This is a genomic window from Acaryochloris marina S15 (assembly GCF_018336915.1).
Taxonomy (GTDB): domain Bacteria; phylum Cyanobacteriota; class Cyanobacteriia; order Thermosynechococcales; family Thermosynechococcaceae; genus Acaryochloris; species Acaryochloris marina_A.
The window spans coordinates 1,512,878-1,532,701 of record NZ_CP064923.1 but is presented as its reverse complement, the minus strand read 5'-3'; the positions used below and the strand labels follow the sequence as shown (position 1 = coordinate 1,532,701).

General features: G+C 47.5%; 19 protein-coding genes and 1 pseudogene. 9 read left to right on the top strand and 11 right to left on the bottom strand.

The genetic code is table 11. The annotated features are described in order from the left end of the window. Positions 1-15 precede the first annotated feature (15 nt). From I1H34_RS07760 to I1H34_RS07745, 4 genes are read right to left on the bottom strand one after another with little or no spacing between them, the layout of a single operon-like run. Positions 16-2,751 (bottom strand): response regulator, encoded by a 2,736-nt coding sequence (locus I1H34_RS07760; protein ID WP_249369907.1) that lies wholly within the window; start codon positions 2,749-2,751, stop codon positions 16-18. After that, complete coding sequence (locus tag I1H34_RS07755) at positions 2,748-3,143, bottom strand: response regulator (protein ID WP_212665095.1); 396 nt, start codon at positions 3,141-3,143, stop codon at positions 2,748-2,750. The genes I1H34_RS07760 and I1H34_RS07755 overlap by 4 nt, the downstream gene beginning before the upstream one ends. 44 nt (positions 3,144-3,187) lie before the next feature. Continuing rightward, a complete protein-coding gene (locus tag I1H34_RS07750; RefSeq protein ID WP_212665094.1) occupies positions 3,188-4,744 on the bottom strand; it encodes an ATP-binding protein in 1,557 nt (518 codons plus the stop codon). Continuing rightward, positions 4,698-5,261: a heme NO-binding domain-containing protein gene (locus tag I1H34_RS07745; protein ID WP_212665093.1), complete on the bottom strand. Its 564-nt coding sequence runs from the start codon at positions 5,259-5,261 to the stop codon at positions 4,698-4,700. The genes I1H34_RS07750 and I1H34_RS07745 overlap by 47 nt, the downstream gene beginning before the upstream one ends. A 965-nt stretch (positions 5,262-6,226) precedes the next feature. On the opposite strand from I1H34_RS07745, the gene I1H34_RS07740 reads away from it, so the two are divergent. The 3 genes from I1H34_RS07740 (at position 6,227) to I1H34_RS07730 (ending at position 8,913) form a co-directional block, all read left to right on the top strand. After that, the gene (locus tag I1H34_RS07740) at positions 6,227-6,994 is read left to right on the top strand and encodes a class I SAM-dependent methyltransferase (RefSeq protein WP_212665092.1); all 768 of its coding nucleotides are present in this window, start codon (positions 6,227-6,229) and stop codon (positions 6,992-6,994) included. Positions 6,995-7,014: 20 nt separating this feature from the next. Then, complete coding sequence (locus I1H34_RS07735) at positions 7,015-7,701, top strand: TenA family transcriptional regulator (protein ID WP_249369905.1); 687 nt, start codon at positions 7,015-7,017, stop codon at positions 7,699-7,701. A gap of 162 nt (positions 7,702-7,863) precedes the next feature. Beyond that, positions 7,864-8,913 carry a TauD/TfdA family dioxygenase gene (locus tag I1H34_RS07730; RefSeq protein ID WP_249369903.1) on the top strand — a complete coding sequence of 350 codons (1,050 nt, stop codon included), beginning with the start codon at positions 7,864-7,866 and terminating at the stop codon, positions 8,911-8,913. Positions 8,914-9,021: 108 nt separating this feature from the next. Here I1H34_RS07730 and I1H34_RS07725 read toward each other — a convergent pair whose 3' ends face one another. After that, the gene (locus tag I1H34_RS07725) at positions 9,022-9,321 is read right to left on the bottom strand and encodes a type II toxin-antitoxin system RelE/ParE family toxin (RefSeq protein ID WP_212665090.1); all 300 of its coding nucleotides are present in this window, start codon (positions 9,319-9,321) and stop codon (positions 9,022-9,024) included. After that, positions 9,318-9,578, bottom strand: a complete 261-nt coding sequence (locus I1H34_RS07720) for a ribbon-helix-helix domain-containing protein (RefSeq protein WP_212665089.1) — start codon at positions 9,576-9,578, stop codon at positions 9,318-9,320. The genes I1H34_RS07725 and I1H34_RS07720 overlap by 4 nt, the downstream gene beginning before the upstream one ends. A gap of 174 nt (positions 9,579-9,752) precedes the next feature. On the opposite strand from I1H34_RS07720, the gene hemB reads away from it, so the two are divergent. Then, on the top strand, positions 9,753-10,733 hold the full coding sequence (gene hemB, locus I1H34_RS07715; RefSeq protein ID WP_212665088.1) for a porphobilinogen synthase: 981 nt from the start codon (positions 9,753-9,755) through the stop codon (positions 10,731-10,733). A gap of 85 nt (positions 10,734-10,818) precedes the next feature. Here the strand turns inward: hemB and I1H34_RS07710 are convergent, their stop codons facing one another. Together I1H34_RS07710 and trpB are read right to left on the bottom strand one after the other, a co-directional pair. Further along, entirely contained in the window at positions 10,819-11,559 is a 741-nt protein-coding gene (locus I1H34_RS07710) for a sulfite exporter TauE/SafE family protein (protein ID WP_212665087.1), read from the bottom strand. An 89-nt stretch (positions 11,560-11,648) separates the two neighbouring features. Then, entirely contained in the window at positions 11,649-12,902 is a 1,254-nt protein-coding gene (trpB, locus tag I1H34_RS07705) for a tryptophan synthase subunit beta (protein ID WP_212665086.1), read from the bottom strand. A 333-nt stretch (positions 12,903-13,235) separates the two neighbouring features. Between trpB and I1H34_RS07700 the strand changes: the two genes are divergently transcribed. From I1H34_RS07700 to I1H34_RS07685, 4 genes and pseudogenes are all read left to right on the top strand, one after another. Then, positions 13,236-13,790 carry a prolyl hydroxylase family protein gene (locus I1H34_RS07700; RefSeq protein WP_212665085.1) on the top strand — a complete coding sequence of 185 codons (555 nt, stop codon included), beginning with the start codon at positions 13,236-13,238 and terminating at the stop codon, positions 13,788-13,790. A gap of 102 nt (positions 13,791-13,892) precedes the next feature. Further along, positions 13,893-14,384 carry a hypothetical protein gene (locus I1H34_RS07695; protein ID WP_212665084.1) on the top strand — a complete coding sequence of 164 codons (492 nt, stop codon included), beginning with the start codon at positions 13,893-13,895 and terminating at the stop codon, positions 14,382-14,384. Positions 14,385-14,594: 210 nt separating this feature from the next. Further along, positions 14,595-14,852 (top strand): ribbon-helix-helix domain-containing protein, encoded by a 258-nt coding sequence (locus I1H34_RS07690; protein ID WP_212665083.1) that lies wholly within the window; start codon positions 14,595-14,597, stop codon positions 14,850-14,852. Then, positions 14,849-15,271: pseudogene (locus I1H34_RS07685) on the top strand (type II toxin-antitoxin system VapC family toxin). The gene I1H34_RS07690 and the pseudogene I1H34_RS07685 overlap by 4 nt, the downstream one beginning before the upstream one ends. Before the next feature lie 27 nt (positions 15,272-15,298). Here I1H34_RS07685 and I1H34_RS07680 read toward each other — a convergent pair. Together I1H34_RS07680 and I1H34_RS07675 are read right to left on the bottom strand one after the other, a co-directional pair. Continuing rightward, complete coding sequence (locus I1H34_RS07680) at positions 15,299-15,805, bottom strand: transposase (protein WP_212662769.1); 507 nt, start codon at positions 15,803-15,805, stop codon at positions 15,299-15,301. Between the two features lie 38 nt (positions 15,806-15,843). After that, on the bottom strand, positions 15,844-16,362 hold the full coding sequence (locus I1H34_RS07675) for a helix-turn-helix domain-containing protein (protein ID WP_212662770.1): 519 nt from the start codon (positions 16,360-16,362) through the stop codon (positions 15,844-15,846). Between the two features lie 377 nt (positions 16,363-16,739). Here I1H34_RS07675 and I1H34_RS07670 point away from each other — a divergent pair, with 377 nt between their 5' ends. Further along, complete coding sequence (locus tag I1H34_RS07670) at positions 16,740-17,015, top strand: hypothetical protein (RefSeq protein WP_212665082.1); 276 nt, start codon at positions 16,740-16,742, stop codon at positions 17,013-17,015. Between the two features lie 264 nt (positions 17,016-17,279). Here the strand turns inward: I1H34_RS07670 and topA are convergent, their stop codons facing one another. Next, positions 17,280-19,403 carry a type I DNA topoisomerase gene (topA, locus tag I1H34_RS07665; protein ID WP_212665081.1) on the bottom strand — a complete coding sequence of 708 codons (2,124 nt, stop codon included), beginning with the start codon at positions 19,401-19,403 and terminating at the stop codon, positions 17,280-17,282. Positions 19,404-19,824 lie beyond the last annotated feature (421 nt).

Below are 19,824 nucleotides of genomic sequence, written 5' to 3'. Positions count from 1 at the left end.
TCTGTCTTATAGGATTCACCTATCAGATCCAGTTTGATGCAAGGAGGGATCAATTCTCTCAATTGAGCGGCTGCTTGTCATAGCTGAGGCCATCACCTTCACCGAAGCCTGCTCTAGATACCGATCAAACGCGGCTTGCAATTCTTCGGTACGAATGGGCTTACTGACATAGTCCTGCATCCCTACCGCTAGGCACCGTTCCCGATCCCCCTGCATGGCATTGGCGGTCAAGGCAATAATATGGGGGCGATCCTCGGGTTCCCATTCCTGTTGAATGGTGGCTGCTGCTGTCAGGCCATCCATTTCTGGCATATGGACATCCATCAACACAATGTCGTAGGTTTGGCGCTTTAGGGCCGCCAAGACTTCATGGCCATCACTGGCGACATCAGCGCTATACCCCAGTTGCTTCAGAATCAGTAAGGCGACTTTCTGGTTCACCGCCACATCTTCTGCGAGCAAAATGCTCAGGGAGTCTGGGCTCACCCGCTCCATCTCAGGCTGCTGTTCTTCTGGCTCGGTCGGTTCCCCAAAAATATTGGCCAGAACATCATGGAGCCGCGATTGCTGAATCGGTTTATTTAAGATGGCCGCAAAGTTGATATTCTTCTGCTGTTGAAGCAATTCATCTTTGCCCAAAGAACTCAACATCACCAAGGGAAAGTCCGCCAGCTGCTCCCGAATCTGCCCCGCCAAGGTTAACCCATCCATTTCTGGCATTTGCATATCCAGGACAGCCAGATCGAAGGAATGATCGGCTGTCAGCAGTTCTAAGGCGGCGGCACCTCCCTGGACGGCCTGGCTGGTCATGCCCCAGGCCTTTGCTTGCAGGGTCAAAATTTTACAGTTGGTAGGATTATCGTCCACGATCAACAGATGCTTGCCATCCAGGTGGGCAGGGGAAATCATGGGTCGCTGAGCCGGATCAGCCACGGGGACGGAAATCGTGAAGCAGAAGGAAGAGCCTTGGCCGACTTTGCTTGTGACCCACATGTGGCCTCCCATCAGCTCACACAGTCGATGACAAATGGCTAACCCTAAGCCCGTACCGCCATATTTGCGGGTGGTGGACGCATCTACTTGGCTAAAGGATTTAAACAATCGATCCATGCGATCGGCAGGAATGCCAATCCCCGTGTCTTTAACCACAATCTGGAGCATATGGTGTCCTGCTCGGACTGGGGTGGGACTATCGGCCGTAACGTCTTCGATATAGACCACCACTTCGCCAGTCTCCGTAAACTTGATGCCATTGGTGAGCAAGTTTACGATAATTTGCCGCAGCCGGGTCACATCTCCCACGATCCACTCAGGAGTCTCGGGTTCAAATAGGTACGCCAACTCTAAGGATTTATCCACCGCTCTCGGGGCGACAATGCGGAGGGCCTGTTCGATACAAATCCGTAGGTCAAAGGGCTGATTCTCAAATTCCAGCTTCCCAGCTTCTATTTTGGAGAAATCTAAAATATCGTTGATCAGGCTTAACAATGCATCCCCGCTGCTGCGGATGGTTTCCACAAAGTCTTCTTGCTGCACATCCAAATCTGTATTCAGCAGCAGACCGGTCATGCCAATCACGGCATTCATGGGAGTCCGCAGCTCATGGCTCATATTGGCTAAGAACTGGGATTTAGATTGATTGGCCGTATCGGCCTCTCGCTTGGCTTGTACCAGGGCCGTATTGTTGGTTTCTAAGGCCTGGCGCTGCTGTTGCTCTTGCTCTAAGAGTTGGGCTTGGGCAATGGCAATTCCCACCTGACCCGCCACGGCTTCTAACAGTTCGATATCTGCTGCAGACCAATTGCGGTTGCGATCGCACTGATGTAGCACAATTACCCCATTGGCTTGGCCCTGATAGGAGGTGCGAGTCGCCATCAAAGACTTGAGCTGGGCCTGTTCACAAAACTGGATTTCCCCCTCAGTCATCTTGTCCCGATCTAGTTCAGGAATAGCCCATACGCGATCATGACCAAAAATTTCTGACAGCAAAGGATGATTGCCCATCTCCAGTTCCAGGCAGGAGGCATAATCTATCTCTAAATACTCCGCCAGATCAGAGTCTGCAGAAGTCTGGATTGAATAGCTTTGAATAAAGCAGCGATTGGTTTCTAGGGTATAGCCCAACTGATCGACGGTGGTTTGGAAAATATGCTGGGTATCGAGGCTGCGACGAATGTCTTGGGTAATCTGCTCAACCAGTAGAACCCGTTGAATTTGCAGATTCAGATTCTGATTGGCGGCCTCTAAGGCAGCAGTCCGCTCTTGAATGACCTGTTCTTGTTCCGCTGTCTGTCGCTGCAGCTGTTGGTTCACCGACTGTAGTTCTTGATTTTGATCGGCTAACTGCTGATCTGTCAGATAACTCTGGACCGCAGCGGAAATGGTTAACTTCAAATCGTCTGACTGCCAGGGTTTGGCAATGTAGCGATAGAGATCGGCATGGGTAACGGCATGTGCGATCGCATCTACGTCTGCCTGCCCCGTCAGCATCACCGTGATCGTCTCGGGGGATTTCTCATGAATGCGCTGAAGCACCTGATCCCCCTTCATGCCAGGCATGATGTAGTCAGAGATCACCACCGCCACTTCATATTCATCTTCTAGGAGTTCATCCACAATCTCTAGGGCTTCTTCACCCCCCTGAGCTGTTTCAATGGCGCAGTCCTGGCCGATGGATTTGCGTAATTCAATTTTGAGGGACTCTAGAACGGTAGATTCGTCATCCACACAAAGGATAAAAGGCTTACTCATAGCGCTTCCAGGTTTGACTTCAGCAGTTCAATTAATTCGCTTTTACGCCAAGGCTTATGGATAAACCGATGGAGGTCTGCCTCTTCTTTGGCCCGTTCAATGGCTGCCTGATCGGCTTGCCCAGAGAGCATAATCTTGATAATACTGGGATGATCTTGATGGAGTTTGACGAAAAACTCGTCGCCCTTCATCCCTGGCATCAGCCAATCACACAGCACCAACACTACATCTACGCCCTCTTCCTGCAGCTCTTCCACAATTTCTAAGGCTTCGTTGGCATCGATGGCCGCTTCAACATTGCAGAGGTCGCTCAGTTCTTTCTTAATCTGTATTTTGAGACTGTCTAAAATAACTTTCTCATCATCTACACATAGAACCACTGGCTTAACCATCACCTTTATCCATTGCTAAACGGCTACTCTATCCCTTGCCAGCATTAAGCCAGGGGGATCGACACTGTAAATTGGGTTTTTCCGGGTTCGGATTCCACTGAAATATCTCCCTCATGCTTCTTCACAATCTTTTGGACAATATCGAGTCCTAGACCGCTCCCTTCTCCAGGGGGTTTAGTGGTAAAAAAGGGTTGGAATATCTTGGGCATGACTTCAGCCGGTATCCCCTGGCCGCTGTCGGCAACTTTGACTTGAATCTGATTTTCCTGTTGCTGGACATCCAGAGTTAAGGTGCCTTGATAGTCCATCGCCTGTAGAGCGTTATGAATCAGATTGGTCCACACCTGACTCAGTTCGTCGTGGTAGCAGGACACCGTTGGAATGGGCTCATAATTGCGAATGACCTCCACCCCATTCTTGAGCTGGCTTTGGTAGAGAGTCAAAACCGTTTCAATATCGTAAATGAGATTTGTGGGTGCCTTGTTGCCCGTATGGTCAAAGTGGGAGTAGCTCTTCAGGGCAAAGACCACTTTGGCTGCCTTATCCGTGGCGGTTCTGATCGTCTTAGTGCTATTCAGCAGGGTTGAAAATTGATAGGCCATATCTAAGGTCTGGCGTCCTCCTACCGACTGCAGCCGGGGGACAAGAACCTCGATCTCTTCCAGATAATTCAGCTCCGCTAAGGTATCCGCCACATCATCAGCCTGATCGATCCCTTCCGCTTCCAGAATGCGGATATTTCCCCGCTTCAGTTTGCGTTTTTCGCGACTACTGAGGATCACCAGATCCTGGTTGGCCGAGTCCAGCAACTCTGCAAATAATTGATGGCACTCCCCCGTTAAATCCTGGAAAAAGCTAGGGAGTGCCCCTAAATTGCGTTCTAAAAAGTCAGAGATATTTTCTACGGAGGATCGGATAGCGCCCAACGGTGTATTGATTTCGTGGGCAATTCCGGCAATTAACTGGCCTAAGGATGCCATCTTTTCCGATTGAATTAGCTGCTCCTGAGTAGTTTCTAATTGTTTGAGGGTTACCTGCAAGTTGTTATTTTTCTCCTGAACCACCTGCAAGGTCTGCTCTAATTCGGTTTGTTTGGCCGCTAACTCCTCTGCCATATGGGTGGTATCAGTCAGGGCCGTGGATCGAGCTTGTAGCAGATAGAGAAAATCTGATGTGGGTTCATGGGTGGCAAAGTCCTGCAGCTTTACCCCATAGTCTTTGAGGTCGGAGAAATCTGTGACCCAGAGGGAGCCGATAAAGAACATCACCTCCTCTGACTCAATGGGCATCAACTGGCCCTTTAACTGGAATCCCTGGTGAATCGATTCGATTAAAAAGAGTTTTTTCGACTTTTTCACCAGGGCATCAAAATCTAGCGCCACTTTTGGACGCTGGATCTGAAAAAAATCATCTACCTGCCCGCCAATCAACCCTTCAGGAGAAATGCGTTGCAGAACCTTGCCCGCTTGCAGAATCTCTAAGTTGCGATTGAAAACAAAATGGAAGGGGAAAACCTGAGCAAAACTTTCGGGGGGTAAACTGCGCTCGATCGGATTAATGGAAGGGGCACTTGACTTTGTATTTAACTGAGAACTGATCATGATCGGCGCCCTCCTCGCGGCTGTGGGTCTGGTTGATATCTACCTCTGTTTCAAAACGTTCTCCCAGCCCTTCTACCAATCCCATGACCATGGGGGCTAGTCCGTCTCGTTCCGAGTGATAATGCAAGGTTAATTCCTCCTCATCCGCTTCATCGCAGTCAAAGGATGGGGGCTGTAACTTGGGAAACATCACACCGACACGGGCATGCAGCTCATCCAGATTCTCCAGGAATTCGGGTAAATCTTCCCCATTCATTTCCATCAGTTCTCCATACCCTTCTTTGGCCGTGAACTGAACCCAATACTTACCGAAGGCATGCATAACTGCTGCGGGAGAGAGCTTTAATACTTCACTAGCAGCCCCCACCAACCGGTAGGTCAATTCATCGGGATAGCCTTCCATACTGATAAAAGCTTCTGTTTTGACCTCAGCTTTTTGTTTGATCGCGTCCCAGGTTGCATCACTAAAATGGCTGCGCACCATCTCTTCAATGGCTTTATTGACTAGGCCATACATGAGAGTCTCCCCAACGATCTAAATTTCAACAGCTCTAGGGTTCCCCATCTGCCAAAACATGTTCCAAGGCGTGAAGTTTATTTTGACCATTTTTATCTTTATAAAGACTAATAATCCCGCTCTCTAGCTCGAAAAAAGATTGAAATCCAAGGAAATTTTTTTAGGAATATTTGCTGAAGAGAATAATTTCTAGATCAGCAGAGTGTCTCTATACGAGAATCTGTAATTACTTAAGGTGGAAAGAATATATGTTTAAGGCTGTGAGCATTCAAAATTCAGGAGTTGACCTTTCTTTATTAAGTATTAATAATTAATTAATAATGAGTTTTTTAAGTTTATTTTTCAATAATATTGAAATGAGTACTCGTTGAAATAATCAATTCCCAAACCTCAAGACATGCGTGTAACCACTCAAAAAAACCTTATCTATGGGTGTTTCCGTGCATTAAAGTTACGTGATTACACTGATGCGACTCCTAGGCAGACCTAATATTCTCTGATTTATCGTTGAAAATTAAATCAGTTTTTAATGATGAATTGCCCCAATCAAAACAAGCTGAACATTTCTCCTTAAAGATATTTATGAGCTGATGCCTATATTTTTTCATCACAAGTAATCGGAGATAAATCCACATAGGTAGCATTGTCTATCTCTTGGATGAAAGGGTATCTAAAGGCACTGTTTCTACGGTAGTGAAAGCTATGTAGAGAATATTCTCTATGGCAAAAATACTAAAATATTTTTTGTGGAAAAATTCAGTTGAGTAGTCAACAACATTAGGCGGTGATTGGTTAATGACTAATCCTAGGCATGATCGAAAAAGTGGATATTTCCCCCTATCCATTCATTCCTTCTCATCTCTATCTGAAGTAACAGCAGATCATATATTTATGCCAGATTTTCGCTGAAGTGTTACCCAATCTTTCATTTGTGTTGTTCATCCATTTAGGACCCAGAAGAATACATGATTACTGCCAATAAACAAGTAACCCAATCCCTGTACAACGATACAGCGGCTCGATGGGTTCGAGGTGGCCCCAGTTCTCTCTCTGATTTCACAGCCCGTCCCGCTATTTTGGAGATGTGTACCCCTGTTTCAGGACAAAAGATTCTGGATCTCGGATGTGGCGAAGGGTACTGTAGTCGCCAACTCCGACAGCTGGGGGCAGCCTCCGTTTTAGGCGTCGATCTCTCCCCGCGGATGATTGAAGCCGCCCAGGCTCAAGAACAACAAGAGCCTCTGGGGATTACCTATCAGGCGGGATGTGCTACGGACGTCCGTCATTACACCCAAGACCGGTTTGACTTAGTAGTTGCTGTTTTCTTGTTTAACTACCTAACCGTTGCCCAAACCCAGGCTTGCATGGCAGAAATCTTTCAAGTGCTGGAACCCGGAGGGCGGTTTGTGTTTAGCATCCCTCACCCCTCCTTTCCTTATATGCGTCAAGCTGAGTTCCCCTTTTATTTCGAAGTGGATGGCAATAACTATTTCAGTGGACGTGACCAGCAATGTCCAGGGCGCATTTGGAAGCGCGATGGTTCCTGGCTAGAGGTCCAGCTGATTCATAAAACCCTGCAAGATTTCTTTGAAGCCTTGCAAATGGCTGGTTTTTCTAGCATGCCAACTGTACGTGAATTACGGGTTTTACCTGAGCACGTTGAACTTGACCCAGACTTTTTCGGACCGTTAGTTGATTACCCCTTACATATGGCGATTGAGGTGCACAAATGAGAACGATCACTGTTAACTCTATGGATTCTTTTCGCAGTCTTACCGAACGACATCCCCTCTGGAGACATCCTGTTCTTGAGCAATGTCGGGCTGGAGAGCTGACATTGGCAGAAGTGCGTGTTTTAGCGGTTCAGATGTACAAATTTTCCCAAGCCTTTAATCGCATCCTGGCCAGCATTATGTCTTGTTGCCCCGATGAGAGTGCCCAGTTGGTGATTATGGAAAATCTCTTGGATGAAATGGGACAGGGCAACTTGGCTCATGCTCATCCAGAATTATTCCGGCGCTTTACCCGTTCTTTAGGGATTGATGATGGGACGTTAGAACTGACGCCTCCTGAGCCAGAAACCCAGGCCATGATTGATACCTATCTTTCTCTATCCCATAAATATGGTTATTTAGCCGCGTTGGGAGCTGTTTGCTTCGCATCAGAAGGAATTGTGAATTCCCTATATACCCAAATTCGTCAAGGCATTGTCGGGGCATCCCCTTTTTCCTCGGAAGCACTGATCTTTTTCGAAGTACATATTGATCTAGATGATGACCATGCGGCTCATTTGGAAGCGCTGATCGAACCCCGATTAAGGACGGTGGAAGACTCCATCTGTTTGGATCGTGCGATCAGGAAGGCGATGGATTCTCGACTGAAATTCTTTAATGGTATTCAGCGAGCTTCCGAAGCTGTGTCTTATGCTTGGGCCGCCTAAGGGTGTTCTTGCTTTGAGCAAGGTGTTGTATTTTGAAGCGCCTCACCCTATGAGGCTTCAAGATGTCTGGCAAATGCCAGGTGTGCCGATGATCAGCGCTGCTATCTGCCCCAACTCTTTAACCGCCCCCCTACGTCTCAATCGAATCCGATTGCCATTGTCATGCCACTTCTCACTTCTACGGGTCATATCGAAGACTTATCTTCGGTGATGATCAAGGCTAAGTCACAGCCTAGCTGGACTAGCACAGGCCTAGAAACCAATCCTCACTGGAAAATTACGCTCCCAGAGTCCATATTGTCCTCGGTTTTAGTGTTGAATCACTGGTTGGAGGCGAGGGGATATACCTGGCAGTCTCCTGAAGCAAGGGGGATGAAAATCCAGAATCTTGACCTGCTGGCGAATGTGATGCGCTATCACCTCACCCAAACCACGGGCGTTGTCTTACTGTCTGGGTTTAATGTTGCTGAATATGGCGAATCCGCTAGCCGACTTCTTTTGCTGCAACTGGGCTATGCCTTAGGGTCTGTTTTAGATAAACGTGGCCTGTTGTATGACGTCTGCGATCGCGGCCAGGATCACCGTAAAGCGAATGTCCTCTTTTCTAGTACCTGTACATCTCCTGGGTACCATACGGACAGCACGGATGCGGACCTAATGCCGGGGGTTGTGTCTTTGCTTTGCCTGAAGACAGCTCGGGAAGGAGGTGTCAATCGTTTAGCGAATACCTTCACGGCCTATCAGCGACTGCTCCAATCTCAACCGGAGGTATTACGACGGCTTTGCCAGAATTTTATTCGCGACAAAATCATTGTCGGTGAGGTCGGCACCCGATCCCACCTGGATCGATTACGGAACTCATTTCCTGTGTTTGAATGGGGGCACTGGTATCCAGGGTTAACCTGTCGGTATATGCGCTATTGGATAGATGCAGGACATGACAAAGCGGGATTGCCTCTATCAGATGAAGATCGGTTCGTTTTAGATCAATTTGAAGCGACCCTCAACCAAGAAGATCTAACTTATGAGCTTCAGCTCCAACCGGGCGACATGATTTTCCTCAATAATCATCTGATCGCTCATGATCGGACGGAGTATATAGATTGGGAAGAGCCCGAAAAGAAACGTCATCTGGTTCGCATGTGGGTGGGGAACGATGCCCTTCAGAGTGATGCTCCCAAACCGGATGATATGCACTTGAGCCATATCTAAAGCTACTGTCTTGAGTTGGAGCAGGATGAATATCACGGAAAGTGGGAGTTCAGTACGATTCAATTCGTCTTTTTGCAGGGCGACTCATGGCGCCCTAAAATCTGTAGCTCAATCTAACTCTTTAAAGAAATCGGGGAAGTCGTGGCGACCACTCAAAACTCTAAGAACTTCGATACCATCATCCAAAAGCCTGTAAAAGATGATGTAATTCTCCAGAGAGAGTCCTCGAAGGTCTGGATGAATGGGGGCATAGCTTTTGCCACTATTCGGGAATGAGACAAGCTGTTGGCACTTACGATTAAAGGCAAGAAAGAATTTCTCACCCGCTTCAAGGTTATGTTCAGCAAAGTAGTCAGCAATTTCATTAAGGTCTTGGCTAGCAAGAATATTGATGACGTAGCGGCTCATGCCGAATTAGCCTGCTGAAATCGCTCTACAATCTCATTCACAAAAGTTTCGCCATCCACTGGAGGAGTATGCTGGGACGCTTCGATTGCTGCATCTATTTTCTGACGGACGTCTTCAACCCAGTCGTCATCAGATTGCTCATATTCATCTAGCAGCCGCAAAGCAAGTTCCAAAATTTCTTCGGCAGAGCGATATTTCCCAATTTGGAGCTTCGCTTGGATAAAACGCTCTTGATCTGGGGTAAGACTGATGTTCATAGGAAACCTCTATTCAGGTTCGTCAACGGTTAGCTGCTCCTTAAAGTACGCTTCTTAAATTGTAGACCGTGAAGATAATGAACATCTCTTCATTGGGCCATAGGAACTGTAATAAGATTTGGGTTAAGGCGACACAAGTCCCCTCCTATCGTTCATTGCAGAGTCCTACAGGTTATGTTTCCCACCCATCGCCCGCGCCGTCTTCGCAACCATCCCCAATTGCGCCGCATGGTGCAAGAAACCGTTGTTACCACGAACGATCTGATTTATCCCCTGTTTGCCGTACCAGGTGAAGGTGTAGCCCAAGAAGTCTCATCCATGCCGGGGGTCTACCAGCTTTCCATTGACAAGGTCGTAGAAGAAGCTAAGCAAGTTTATGACCTCGGGATTCCAGCCGTGATTCTTTTTGGGATTCCGACTGAGAAAGATACTGACGCCACTGGAGCTTGGCACGATCACGGTATTGTCCAAAAGGCCTCAACCGCCGTCAAAGAAGCCGTGCCCGATCTGATGGTGATTGTGGACACCTGCCTGTGCGAATACACTCAGCATGGGCATTGTGGTTATTTAGAAACGGGGGATTTAACGGGCCGAGTTCTCAATGATCCGACCTTAGAATTGCTGAAGAAAACAGCCGTATCCCAAGCAAAAGCAGGGGCCGATATTATTGCCCCTTCCGGCATGATGGATGGATTTGTACAAGCGATACGGGCTGGGCTAGATGAAGGCGGCTTTGAAGATATTCCGATTATGTCCTACGCCGCTAAGTATTCCTCCGCCTACTATGGGCCGTTTCGAGATGCCGCAGAATCCGCGCCTCAATTTGGCGATCGCAGAACGTATCAGATGGACCCTGCCAATTCCCGCGAAGCGATCAAAGAGATTGAACTGGATATTGCTGAAGGGGCAGATATGCTGATGGTGAAGCCTGCCCTGGCCTATATGGATATTATCTGGCAAGTGAAGCAAGCCTCTAACCTACCCGTGGCGGCCTACAACGTCTCCGGTGAATATTCGATGGTCAAAGCCGCTGCCTTAAACGGTTGGGTCGATGAAGAGAAACTTGTGATGGAAACCCTAATGAGCTTTAAGCGCTCGGGTGCCGATATGATTCTCACCTATCACGCCAAGGACGCGGCTCGCTGGTTGGCCTAGAACCTGATTTAAGCTGATTTGGAGAAATGGCCTTTCCTGCAAAGGTCATTTTTTTGTCCAGGCGTTGCTGAATTCGTGGCTAGACTTACCAAACCATCAAAAACTGGCGTTGCTGCCAAAGCATGAGCACACCGCTCACCGCAATAAAGATAAAGGTGACTTGCTTAAACAAGTCATTACTCATACGGCTAAGCACCCACTGCCCTAACCAATTGGCAGGAATTGCAGCAGCCCCAATCACCACCCCATAAATAACGTACTCTTTGCTCAAGGTTCCCAAGGAGGCATAGGCGCACAACTTGATTACGTGGGCCAGAATAATGTTGGCAGCTTTGGTCGCAACCATTGCTTCTTTCAATAGCCCGTAATTAATATAGGCCGGGTTCATGATCGGTCCGGTACTGCCAATTAAACCTGAAGCAAAGGAATTGCCAAATCCCAGGGGTAAAAATTGCCAGGTCTTGAGATTAAAGGTATTTTCCTGATTGCCAAACCAATAGTTTGCCACCATCAGCAGCAAAGCGATGCCGATAACGATCTGTAGCCCTTCTAAATTGATGTAGTTAAGGGTAAAAGCACCCAAGATAGAGCCAATAATTACTCCCGGTAACTGCCAAAGAGTCACTTCCCAATCAATATCTTGCCAAAAGTAAAACAGTCGCTGGATATTTCCTAACAACATCCCCGTCGTAATGACGGGAGCCACCGCCTGAGCGCCATACATAAAACTGACGAGGGGAATCAATACTAAGGGGCTACCACCGCCAGCCACCATGCTGACGAACCAAGATAGAAAACTCACCATTCCCAAAACGACAAAGGGCATGGGGTTGAAGCCTTAAACGAACCGCAACCCGATTTTAACCCTTTATTAACTCTTGTTGCTGAAATATAGAAGCGTCACTGCTTAGCCAGCTAGGAAGACTGCTGCTCTATAAATTTAGCGACGGTTTGCACATCTTTATCTCCCCGACCAGAACAAGAAATGACAATTCGGGGACTGCCTTCTAACTGAGGACAGAGGGTTTCCAGATATGCGATCGCATGACTCGTTTCCAAAGCGGGAATAATCCCTTCCAACTCCGTTAGTCGCTGAAAAGCCCCGACCGCCTCCATATCCGTGACGCTGTAATATTCACAACGGCCACTGTCTTTAAGAAAACTATGCTCAGGCCCGACACCAGGATAATCCAGTCCCGCACTAATGGAATGAGCTTCTAAAACTTGACCATCTTCATCTTGAAGTAAATAACTCATGGCCCCATGCAGCACCCCAGCCTCTCCTTGGGTGAGCGTGGCCGCATGTTTATCGGTATTCACTCCAGCCCCGGCAGCCTCTACCCCAATCATGCGGATTTGAGTATCAGGCACAAACTCATGAAATAGGCCCATGGCGTTAGACCCACCCCCCACGCAGGCGAGCAAAATATCGGGAGTGCCATTCCACTTTTCCTGACATTGCTGACGAGTCTCTTCGCCAATCACCGCGTGAAAGTCTCGCACCATCATTGGGTAGGGGTGAGGGCCAGCGACAGAACCCAAAATATAGTGGGTGGTCTCCACGTTAGTGACCCAGTCACGGATCGCTTCAGAGGTGGCATCCTTCAAAGTGCCTGTCCCCGCTTCCACAGGATGAACTTCTGCCCCTAATAGCCGCATCCGAAATACATTGAGAGCCTGACGTTCCATATCCTGGACCCCCATATAAATCACGCAGTCAAAGCCAAAGCGGGCGCAGACGGTTGCTGTTGCTACCCCATGTTGTCCGGCTCCGGTTTCGGCAATGATCCGCTGTTTACCCATGCGCTTGGCCAGCAAGGCTTGAGCTAAAGCGTTGTTGATTTTATGGGCTCCCGTATGGTTGAGGTCTTCTCGCTTTAAATAGATCTGAGGGCCACTACCATCGGGACGGGCATAGTGGGCGGTAATCCGCTCTGCAAAATAAAGGGGGCTAGGCCGACCCACATAGTCTTTGAGTAGTTGGCTGAGTTCAGTCTGAAAATCTGGATCGTTTCGGTATTGGGCTAAGGCTGACTCTAGTTCTGCTAGGGCGGGCATTAGGGTCTCTGGAACATACTTCCCGCCGTAGGGACCAAATCGACCCAAGGCGTCGGGATATTGTTGTGCGCCAGAGGATTGGTCAGCAGATGATAAGGGAGTAACAGCCACAATAAATACCCAAACAGATGATCAGACAATCATTATAGAAAAAGATGGTGTGTCCCTGGATGATTCTTTATGCGTAATCAGCCTCTCAACTGAGAGGCTCAGCAGGGGGGGACATATTCTAATCCTGGTTGCATAGCGAACTGTGTGGTTGGACATCATGGATGTTGAGCTGGGTATCAAGGCCCCAAGCTCCTTATCCTAAGAGCAGGTTGGCAATATGCTCCGGCATCAAGCCTTGGATTCTGTGATGCAGGTAAGCTGTTAGATTTACACGCTTAAGAAATTTTTGAGCCCTTGTGACTGGTACGTTAGATCCCTCTGTAATCAAGATTTATGCCCATTATTAATAAAGCAGCTCCATTAATTATTGAGATTCCCAATATTTTGACAGTCAAAGAATGCGATGAATTAATTGGAAAAATCAATCAGCTTAACCCTAGTCTGGCAACGGTTCGTAATGATGGAGAGGCCGAGGTTAATACCAATGTACGCAATAATGAGCGAGTGATTTTTAACGATTCCTCCCTTGCAGAGAAATTATTTTTAAAAGCACAAGAGTACGTCCCATCAACAATGCAGGGAAGAGTCTTATCGAGCGCTCATGACCGCTTTAGATGCTATCGATATAAAGTTGGCATGAAATTTAGCCCTCATTATGATGGTTCACTTGAACGGAATGGAAATGAAAAGAGTTATTATTCATTTCTGGTCTATTTGAACGATGATTTTGAGGGTGGACAAACAAATTTCCTAACCGAGTTAATACACTCAATTACGCCTCGAAAGGGTTTTGGCCTTTTGTTTCAGCATCTCATTCTTCATGAAGGGGCTGAGGTGTCTAGAGGTGTGAAATATGTAGCAAGAACCGACCTAATGTATCAAAGATAAAAAGCATGGAAGGCCGTACTTTGACTGTATATGTCTAGAATTTATAGGGCTTAGAGAGTGTCACCTGCTACCTTTAGTATTGCTCTTGAGTATGAGAGATGGATGGAATCCTTACCTGAGAATTCTCCAAGTGAGGTTCTTGCTATCACTGAAGTATGGGGAAAATTGGAGAAAATAGCCAAAGACAAGAGGCTAACCAAGTTAGATCATTTCGTTATAGAAGACCCTGCATTTTACGAGGATGCGTTAAATGCTCTAGATGAACTGGACATTGCTGATGCCTTGGGTGAACTTAACACTACATATGAATTAGATAGAGCTGAGCTTGAGGCTGATCGACAATGTTTGCGAGCTAAATTGCATGAACTGGAAGGGCAGGCTGACTGGTTTAGCGCTGCCGATGCTGGAATTGCCATTAAAACGATACATGAGCTGATCCAGCACTTGAAGGATAATCCTGATGTACTTGCCCACCCACAGATACAGAATAGTGATGAATTGTTAGTGGATGTCCTTCAAGATCTCCATGACCTCTCAACGTTTTTAGGTAAAGTTGAGTCCAGGAATATTCGATTTAGATTTTGGATTGGTTAATTATTCGAGACCGATGCCATCTGGAGTTTCGCAAAAATCAATGCTTTGATGATATGGAGCAGCTAGCTTTCTTCGCCACTGTTTCTTCCAGACTGTTGATGAGACAGGCTGCGATTGTTAACCATAGAATCGGACCACGCTTTGGGGTGAGGCAGCCCTTTCTCCTAGGACGAGTGCTAGATTGTCATACAACCTTATGACATCTATGCCATGCGCATTAATGCCCGACTTGATGACGAATATGCCTTCAAACTGAATTACCTTCAGCGGCAGACCGAAAAAAGTGTCACAGAGATTATCAAATTGGCGTTAGATGCTTATTACCAAGAATATGCCCCGCAGCATCCCATCGATCTCTTAACGGAAAGTGGATTTATTGGGTGTGGAGAGGCCGAAGATAACCTATCGACCCATTACAAATTGGACTATGGCGATAGCCTAGAAGAGAAATATGGCCTAACCCAGTGATTATCGTCGATACAGGATTTTAGCTAGCTTTAGCCAACCGACAAGACAGTTATCACTCCCCAGCGATTCAAGCGTTAACCCAAGTTCAAGAACCCCTGATTACCACCTGGCCAGTCGTCACAGAAACCTGCCATTTTCTGCTGAAGCGTTTAGGGGCCTCGGCTCAAGAACGGTTTATTCTCAACTTGTCTCAAGAAGCATTCATTGTCTTTGAGCTGACCCTTGCCCATAGCGCACGAATACACGAACTCACTTGCCAATATCGAAATTTGCCCATGGACCTAGCTGATGCCTCTCTCGTGGTTTTGGCAGAGCATCTTGGACATGGCCGAATTTTGTCCGTTGATGAGCGTGACTTCAACACCTATCGCTGGAAAAATACGCATCCTTTTGAGAATCTACTGCTTAGAACGATCTGAAATGTAGGTCTTATACCAATTTGCGTTTTAAATCGTAATTCTCATATGAGGAAAATTGGTCATAGAAGTCAGCCTATCGGGTAAATCCATGAGTTCTTTGAGTCCCTTGCACAAGGTATCGGATACCTCATCTAAAGAATCAAAAACCTGATTGTAGAAGTGCTTTTCTTTCACCTCCTCCCAGATATGCTCTACAGCATTGAGTTGTGGACTTCGAGGAGGCTGAACAATCAAGCGTATATTGTCTGGAATGACGAGCTTCTTTCCGGTGTGGTAAGACGCTCCATCGACCTGCATCACCACAAAATAGTCTGAAAATTCATCCGCCACTTGTGCTAGGAATAAGTTCATCATCTGAGTATTGGAAAAGGGTAAGACTAAAGCACTCATCTTTCCTAACGCAGGAGCAACAGCAACATAGCCATAGAGATATTCACGGACAAGCTGCTGCCCACTTTCGGGTCGAATTCCAGGAGCACACCAAGCTCTTCTTACTTGCCCTAGACGACCAAAGCGCCCTTCGTCTGCTGCCATGATCACAATGGGACGTTGGTCTTCAGCTGAGCGATCTGCTACAGCGGTTTGGACCAGCCCCCGAAAGTTTTTTTAAAAGCCTCTCGTGCCGCTTTGTTTCCATTGGGATGGGACGGACGAGGCATGAGTTTGCGCCATCCGTGTCGGTCTAGCAAACGATAGATAGTACTGGGTGCCACTGACGTCTCCACTTTAGTCTCAAAGGCCGTTTGGATCTCTTGAACCGTTGTTAAATGACCTTGTTGAGCACGTTCAATAAACGATTCTAAAAATTCAATCTCTTCTTCGATACTCAGATAAGCACCGGGATTCTTCTTCCGTTTAGCCCTAGGAGCAATTGCTGCTGCTCCTAGGCGATTGTAAGCGGAAATCACCTGATGGACCGTTCGAAGACTAGTAGCAGTATGCGTGGCTATTTCGATAGCTGGGCGAGGATCTACCAGGGCGTTATAAATAATCATCCATTTTTGCTGACAGCGGGCAGTCGGAGCCGTAGCAATTTTGTCTTTCACCTCATCCACTGTTAGATGCGGTTTAACTGTACTAACTCGACTCATATACTTATGGAATGAACATAGGATTAGATCCTATCTAAATTACATCCCAAAACACAAATTGGTATTACAAAGCTTTGAAAAGATTCCCGCTTGACTGCAACGCCTCAGAACGCTGTTTGCTTTTACGCTATCTGCCATTGTGCAACAAACTTGAACTGCTCCAATGTGGGACAAAAAAATTTCATTAAATCCTGTGCTTCGATTTCGATCAGGTTTCATATTCGTCGCAATGTTCCTCTAGCTCTTGCCGAGGGGAATACTAAGGGACTAAGAGATTACATGCCAGCAATGTGGTTGTTGAAAGCTGACCATAAATGAGCGCCGGCCCAACAATAAACCTGTCCATAAGAGATTTGTAAGTATCGAGATATTGAAAGATGGAACTCTCTAACCCTGTAGCTTCAGAGCTTGAAGTAGATAAGCCTTTACAGACTTCTAACCCCAAGCCTGACGAGATTCAGGATGCAGCAGTACAGACTATTCCCCCGATTGAAGATGCAGTAAGTCTTCTGGAAAGTACTCATGAGTTAGAACCAACTCATGAGTTAGAATCCACTGATGATTTGGATGCGAGACTGGCAGAGGGGCGTCGTAGCAGAGCAAAGACGTTTAGCAAAGTCACCAACTTATTCAATAAGATATTCGCTGAATAATATTGGGGGGGTTTGACGCCGATTTACCCAAATGCTCCTTCTTCAGCAATTCTAGGGGGATACCCAGTAACGTTTGGATGATTATCCTTCAGTTTCAGCTTCTACCTCTCGCATGGACGAAGTAATGATTGAATGAGGGGTCGATAGACGCCATCTTTGGGCTACCGCTGAGGGTGAAAACCTATGCTCAGTGGGCATCATAAGTAAAAGTACTGAAGTTACAAAAGCCTTACTTCCCCTGCAATTTTTTTGTAGGGGATTTCTTTATTCCAATTCCCCATGTTTAGGGCTCCACCACCGTCCTTTACTTTGAAAATAGACGGCATCTTTATGCTTCTTGTTAGCTCTGGCTTTGGGATCTGAGCATCGAAGCATTTGCTTGGCCTGCCCCTCCTTTTGGTATTGGTAAATCTCCATTTTCTGGTTACAGGCCGGACAAGGATAATCAGTGAGTTCTGCAGGCTGATCAGACTTTGCCTGGGGGACTTGCCAATTCTTATCCCTATCGGACCAGAACATCACCAAACCTCGCCCATCGTCCGCCGTGCAGCCGTTTTCGCATTTGAGGAAATACTTCTTCTTTACCTTTTGGCTGGGCACTTTGGACATGGGGTTACTGCAACCCGGACATTTGGTTCTAGACTTTTGTAAGTCTTTACCCCCATAGCTGCCAGTAGCTTCAGGTAAATCTTTCAATGCCTTAGCTAAGGCCGGAGCAAAATAACTGCGGTTCCAGTCGATCAGATAGTTTTGCCATTCCTGATTCCCTTGTGCGATCGCATCCAAGGAACTCTCCATCTGGGCCGTAAACTTAGCCTCCAATAGCTCCGGTAACGCACCCTCCATAAACTGATCCACCTCCATGCCAATCGGGGTGGGCTGGAGTTTGCCTTTGATCAAATCGACATAGCCCCGAGTCTTGATGGTCTTGATCGTGGGAGCATAGGTGGATGGCCGACCAATCCCCTTTTTCTCCATCAGCTGGACCAGCTTCGGTTCACTGTAGCGAGGGGGGGGCTGGGTCTGTTTCTGCTGGGAATCGGCCTGGGCTAGGGTGAGGATCTGTTGAGGCTGCAGGGTAGGGAGTTCTGTATCGGCTTTAATATCTTTCCAGTATTTCGAGTAGCCCTTGAACTCAACTAGATTGCCCTTGGCCTTCCATTGAACCTCGCCAGACTGGCTGATAACGATGGTTTTACGGATCTGAGCAGGTTTGCATTGGGAGGCTAAAGCTCGGGTCCAAATCAACACGTATAGTTTGAACTGATCATCCGGGAGGGATTGCTTCAGTTCAGCGGAGGGTTTGAAAATATCCGTCGGGCGGATGGCTTCATGGCCCTCCTGAGTTTGCTTGCCCCCTTTTTGCTTAGCGACTGTTTTAGGGACATTGTCTACGTCATTTTGCTCTAGCCATTTTTTGGCGGCACCACAGTAGTCTGGGGACAAGATCACCGAATCCGTTCGCATGTAGGTAATCAGACCCGCTTCATAGAGCTTTTGGGCCACCTGCATGGTTTGCTCAGGACTGAACTTGAGACGCGATCCGGCGGCTTGTTGGAGGGCCGAGGTGGTAAACGGGGCGGGGGGCTTTTTGGGAGTGATCTTCCCTTCTATGGAGAGGATGTGGTGAGGATTGGTTTGGGCAATTTCAACTAAGGCATCGGCGGCAGCCTGGGAGGTAACTCGGGTGGATTCTTCGGTTTTGGCCTCTGAACCCGCATCTTCAATGGTGGTTTCGTCTGGCTCGTTTGCTGCAGTACTACCGTGGTAAAACCCTTTGAATCCTTCGGCATACTCGACAAACACCGACCAATAATCTTGAGGCACAAAGATTTGAATCTCGCGTTCACGCTGACAAATCAGGTGCAGGGTCGCGGACTGGACTCGGCCGACGGATTTCGCGCCGTTGTTCAAGCGCCAGACTAAGGGAGAGCCCCGATAGCCCACGAGCTTATCCAGACAATCTCGACAGCGACCGGCCTCCACTAAATCCATATCCAAGGACTTGGGATGGGCAATGGCCTGCTGAACGGCTCGTTCCGTAATTTCTTGATAGACCACGCGCTTCGGTTTCTTAATCCCCAGCACCTGGGCAATATGCCACCCGATTACCTCCCCCTCTCGGTCCGGGTCGCTGGCAATAAAAATCTCGTCGGCCTGTTTGGCAGCGGTTTTGAGATCGGCGATGGTCTTTTTGGCCCGGTCGTCTCGCGGTTCATAACTACAGTTGATGTGGCCATTCTGCACCTCAAACCCTAGGTTACCCGTGCCCGTATTGGCGAGCTGTCTGATATGGCCTACGGAGGCCCGGACATTCCAGCCTGCACCTAGAATCGATCTGAGCTTCTTGATTTTTCCGGGGGATTCGACGATCAGTAGGCGAGGCATGTTCAGTTCTCTAGTGATGCGTGAATAACTGACGCAGTCTTAATGGGGATTTATTTAGGGGGACTGGATTGGAAGATTATAGTACATTTGTTTTTGTTTTCGCGAGGGGTATGGAGGGTGCGATCGCAAATCTAATGCATCTTGGCAACAGAGATGACGAGACAATAATCACCCTAGATTATTCGCTGGCTCTAAAGTTGATTTGATTAGCCCCATGAGGTAGCCGGAGTCTATATCGGTTAGGCGTTATCAGCAAATTCCCGACAAGCATAGGTAGAGAAATATCCCATCTTTCGGGTCAATGACATAGATGATTTGGATCTTGCCTAAAGCCAAACGCTGATCCCACCCATGAGAAAACGGATGGCATCCAAAAGATAAGCCACCCGTTGATTTGTAGGTATTGAATGTAATTGAAATT

What these genes read in the sequence shown, in the direction of transcription:
- I1H34_RS07760 (WP_249369907.1), bottom strand. Translation starts at nt 2,751, where the DNA reads ATGAGTAAGCCTTTTATCCTTTGTGTGGATGACGAATCTACCGTTCTA.
- I1H34_RS07755 (WP_212665095.1), bottom strand. Translation starts at nt 3,143, where the DNA reads ATGGTTAAGCCAGTGGTTCTATGTGTAGATGATGAGAAAGTTATTTTA.
- I1H34_RS07750 (WP_212665094.1), bottom strand. Translation starts at nt 4,744, where the DNA reads ATGATCAGTTCTCAGTTAAATACAAAGTCAAGTGCCCCTTCCATTAAT.
- I1H34_RS07745 (WP_212665093.1), bottom strand. Translation starts at nt 5,261, where the DNA reads ATGTATGGCCTAGTCAATAAAGCCATTGAAGAGATGGTGCGCAGCCAT.
- I1H34_RS07740 (WP_212665092.1), top strand. Translation starts at nt 6,227, where the DNA reads ATGATTACTGCCAATAAACAAGTAACCCAATCCCTGTACAACGATACA.
- I1H34_RS07735 (WP_249369905.1), top strand. Translation starts at nt 7,015, where the DNA reads ATGGATTCTTTTCGCAGTCTTACCGAACGACATCCCCTCTGGAGACAT.
- I1H34_RS07730 (WP_249369903.1), top strand. Translation starts at nt 7,864, where the DNA reads ATGCCACTTCTCACTTCTACGGGTCATATCGAAGACTTATCTTCGGTG.
- I1H34_RS07725 (WP_212665090.1), bottom strand. Translation starts at nt 9,321, where the DNA reads ATGAGCCGCTACGTCATCAATATTCTTGCTAGCCAAGACCTTAATGAA.
- I1H34_RS07720 (WP_212665089.1), bottom strand. Translation starts at nt 9,578, where the DNA reads ATGAACATCAGTCTTACCCCAGATCAAGAGCGTTTTATCCAAGCGAAG.
- hemB (WP_212665088.1), top strand. Translation starts at nt 9,753, where the DNA reads ATGTTTCCCACCCATCGCCCGCGCCGTCTTCGCAACCATCCCCAATTG.
- I1H34_RS07710 (WP_212665087.1), bottom strand. Translation starts at nt 11,559, where the DNA reads ATGCCCTTTGTCGTTTTGGGAATGGTGAGTTTTCTATCTTGGTTCGTC.
- I1H34_RS07700 (WP_212665085.1), top strand. Translation starts at nt 13,236, where the DNA reads ATGCCCATTATTAATAAAGCAGCTCCATTAATTATTGAGATTCCCAAT.
- I1H34_RS07695 (WP_212665084.1), top strand. Translation starts at nt 13,893, where the DNA reads ATGGAATCCTTACCTGAGAATTCTCCAAGTGAGGTTCTTGCTATCACT.
- I1H34_RS07690 (WP_212665083.1), top strand. Translation starts at nt 14,595, where the DNA reads ATGCGCATTAATGCCCGACTTGATGACGAATATGCCTTCAAACTGAAT.
- I1H34_RS07680 (WP_212662769.1), bottom strand. Translation starts at nt 15,805, where the DNA reads ATGGCAGCAGACGAAGGGCGCTTTGGTCGTCTAGGGCAAGTAAGAAGA.
- I1H34_RS07675 (WP_212662770.1), bottom strand. Translation starts at nt 16,362, where the DNA reads ATGAGTCGAGTTAGTACAGTTAAACCGCATCTAACAGTGGATGAGGTG.
- I1H34_RS07670 (WP_212665082.1), top strand. Translation starts at nt 16,740, where the DNA reads ATGGAACTCTCTAACCCTGTAGCTTCAGAGCTTGAAGTAGATAAGCCT.
- topA (WP_212665081.1), bottom strand. Translation starts at nt 19,403, where the DNA reads ATGCCTCGCCTACTGATCGTCGAATCCCCCGGAAAAATCAAGAAGCTC.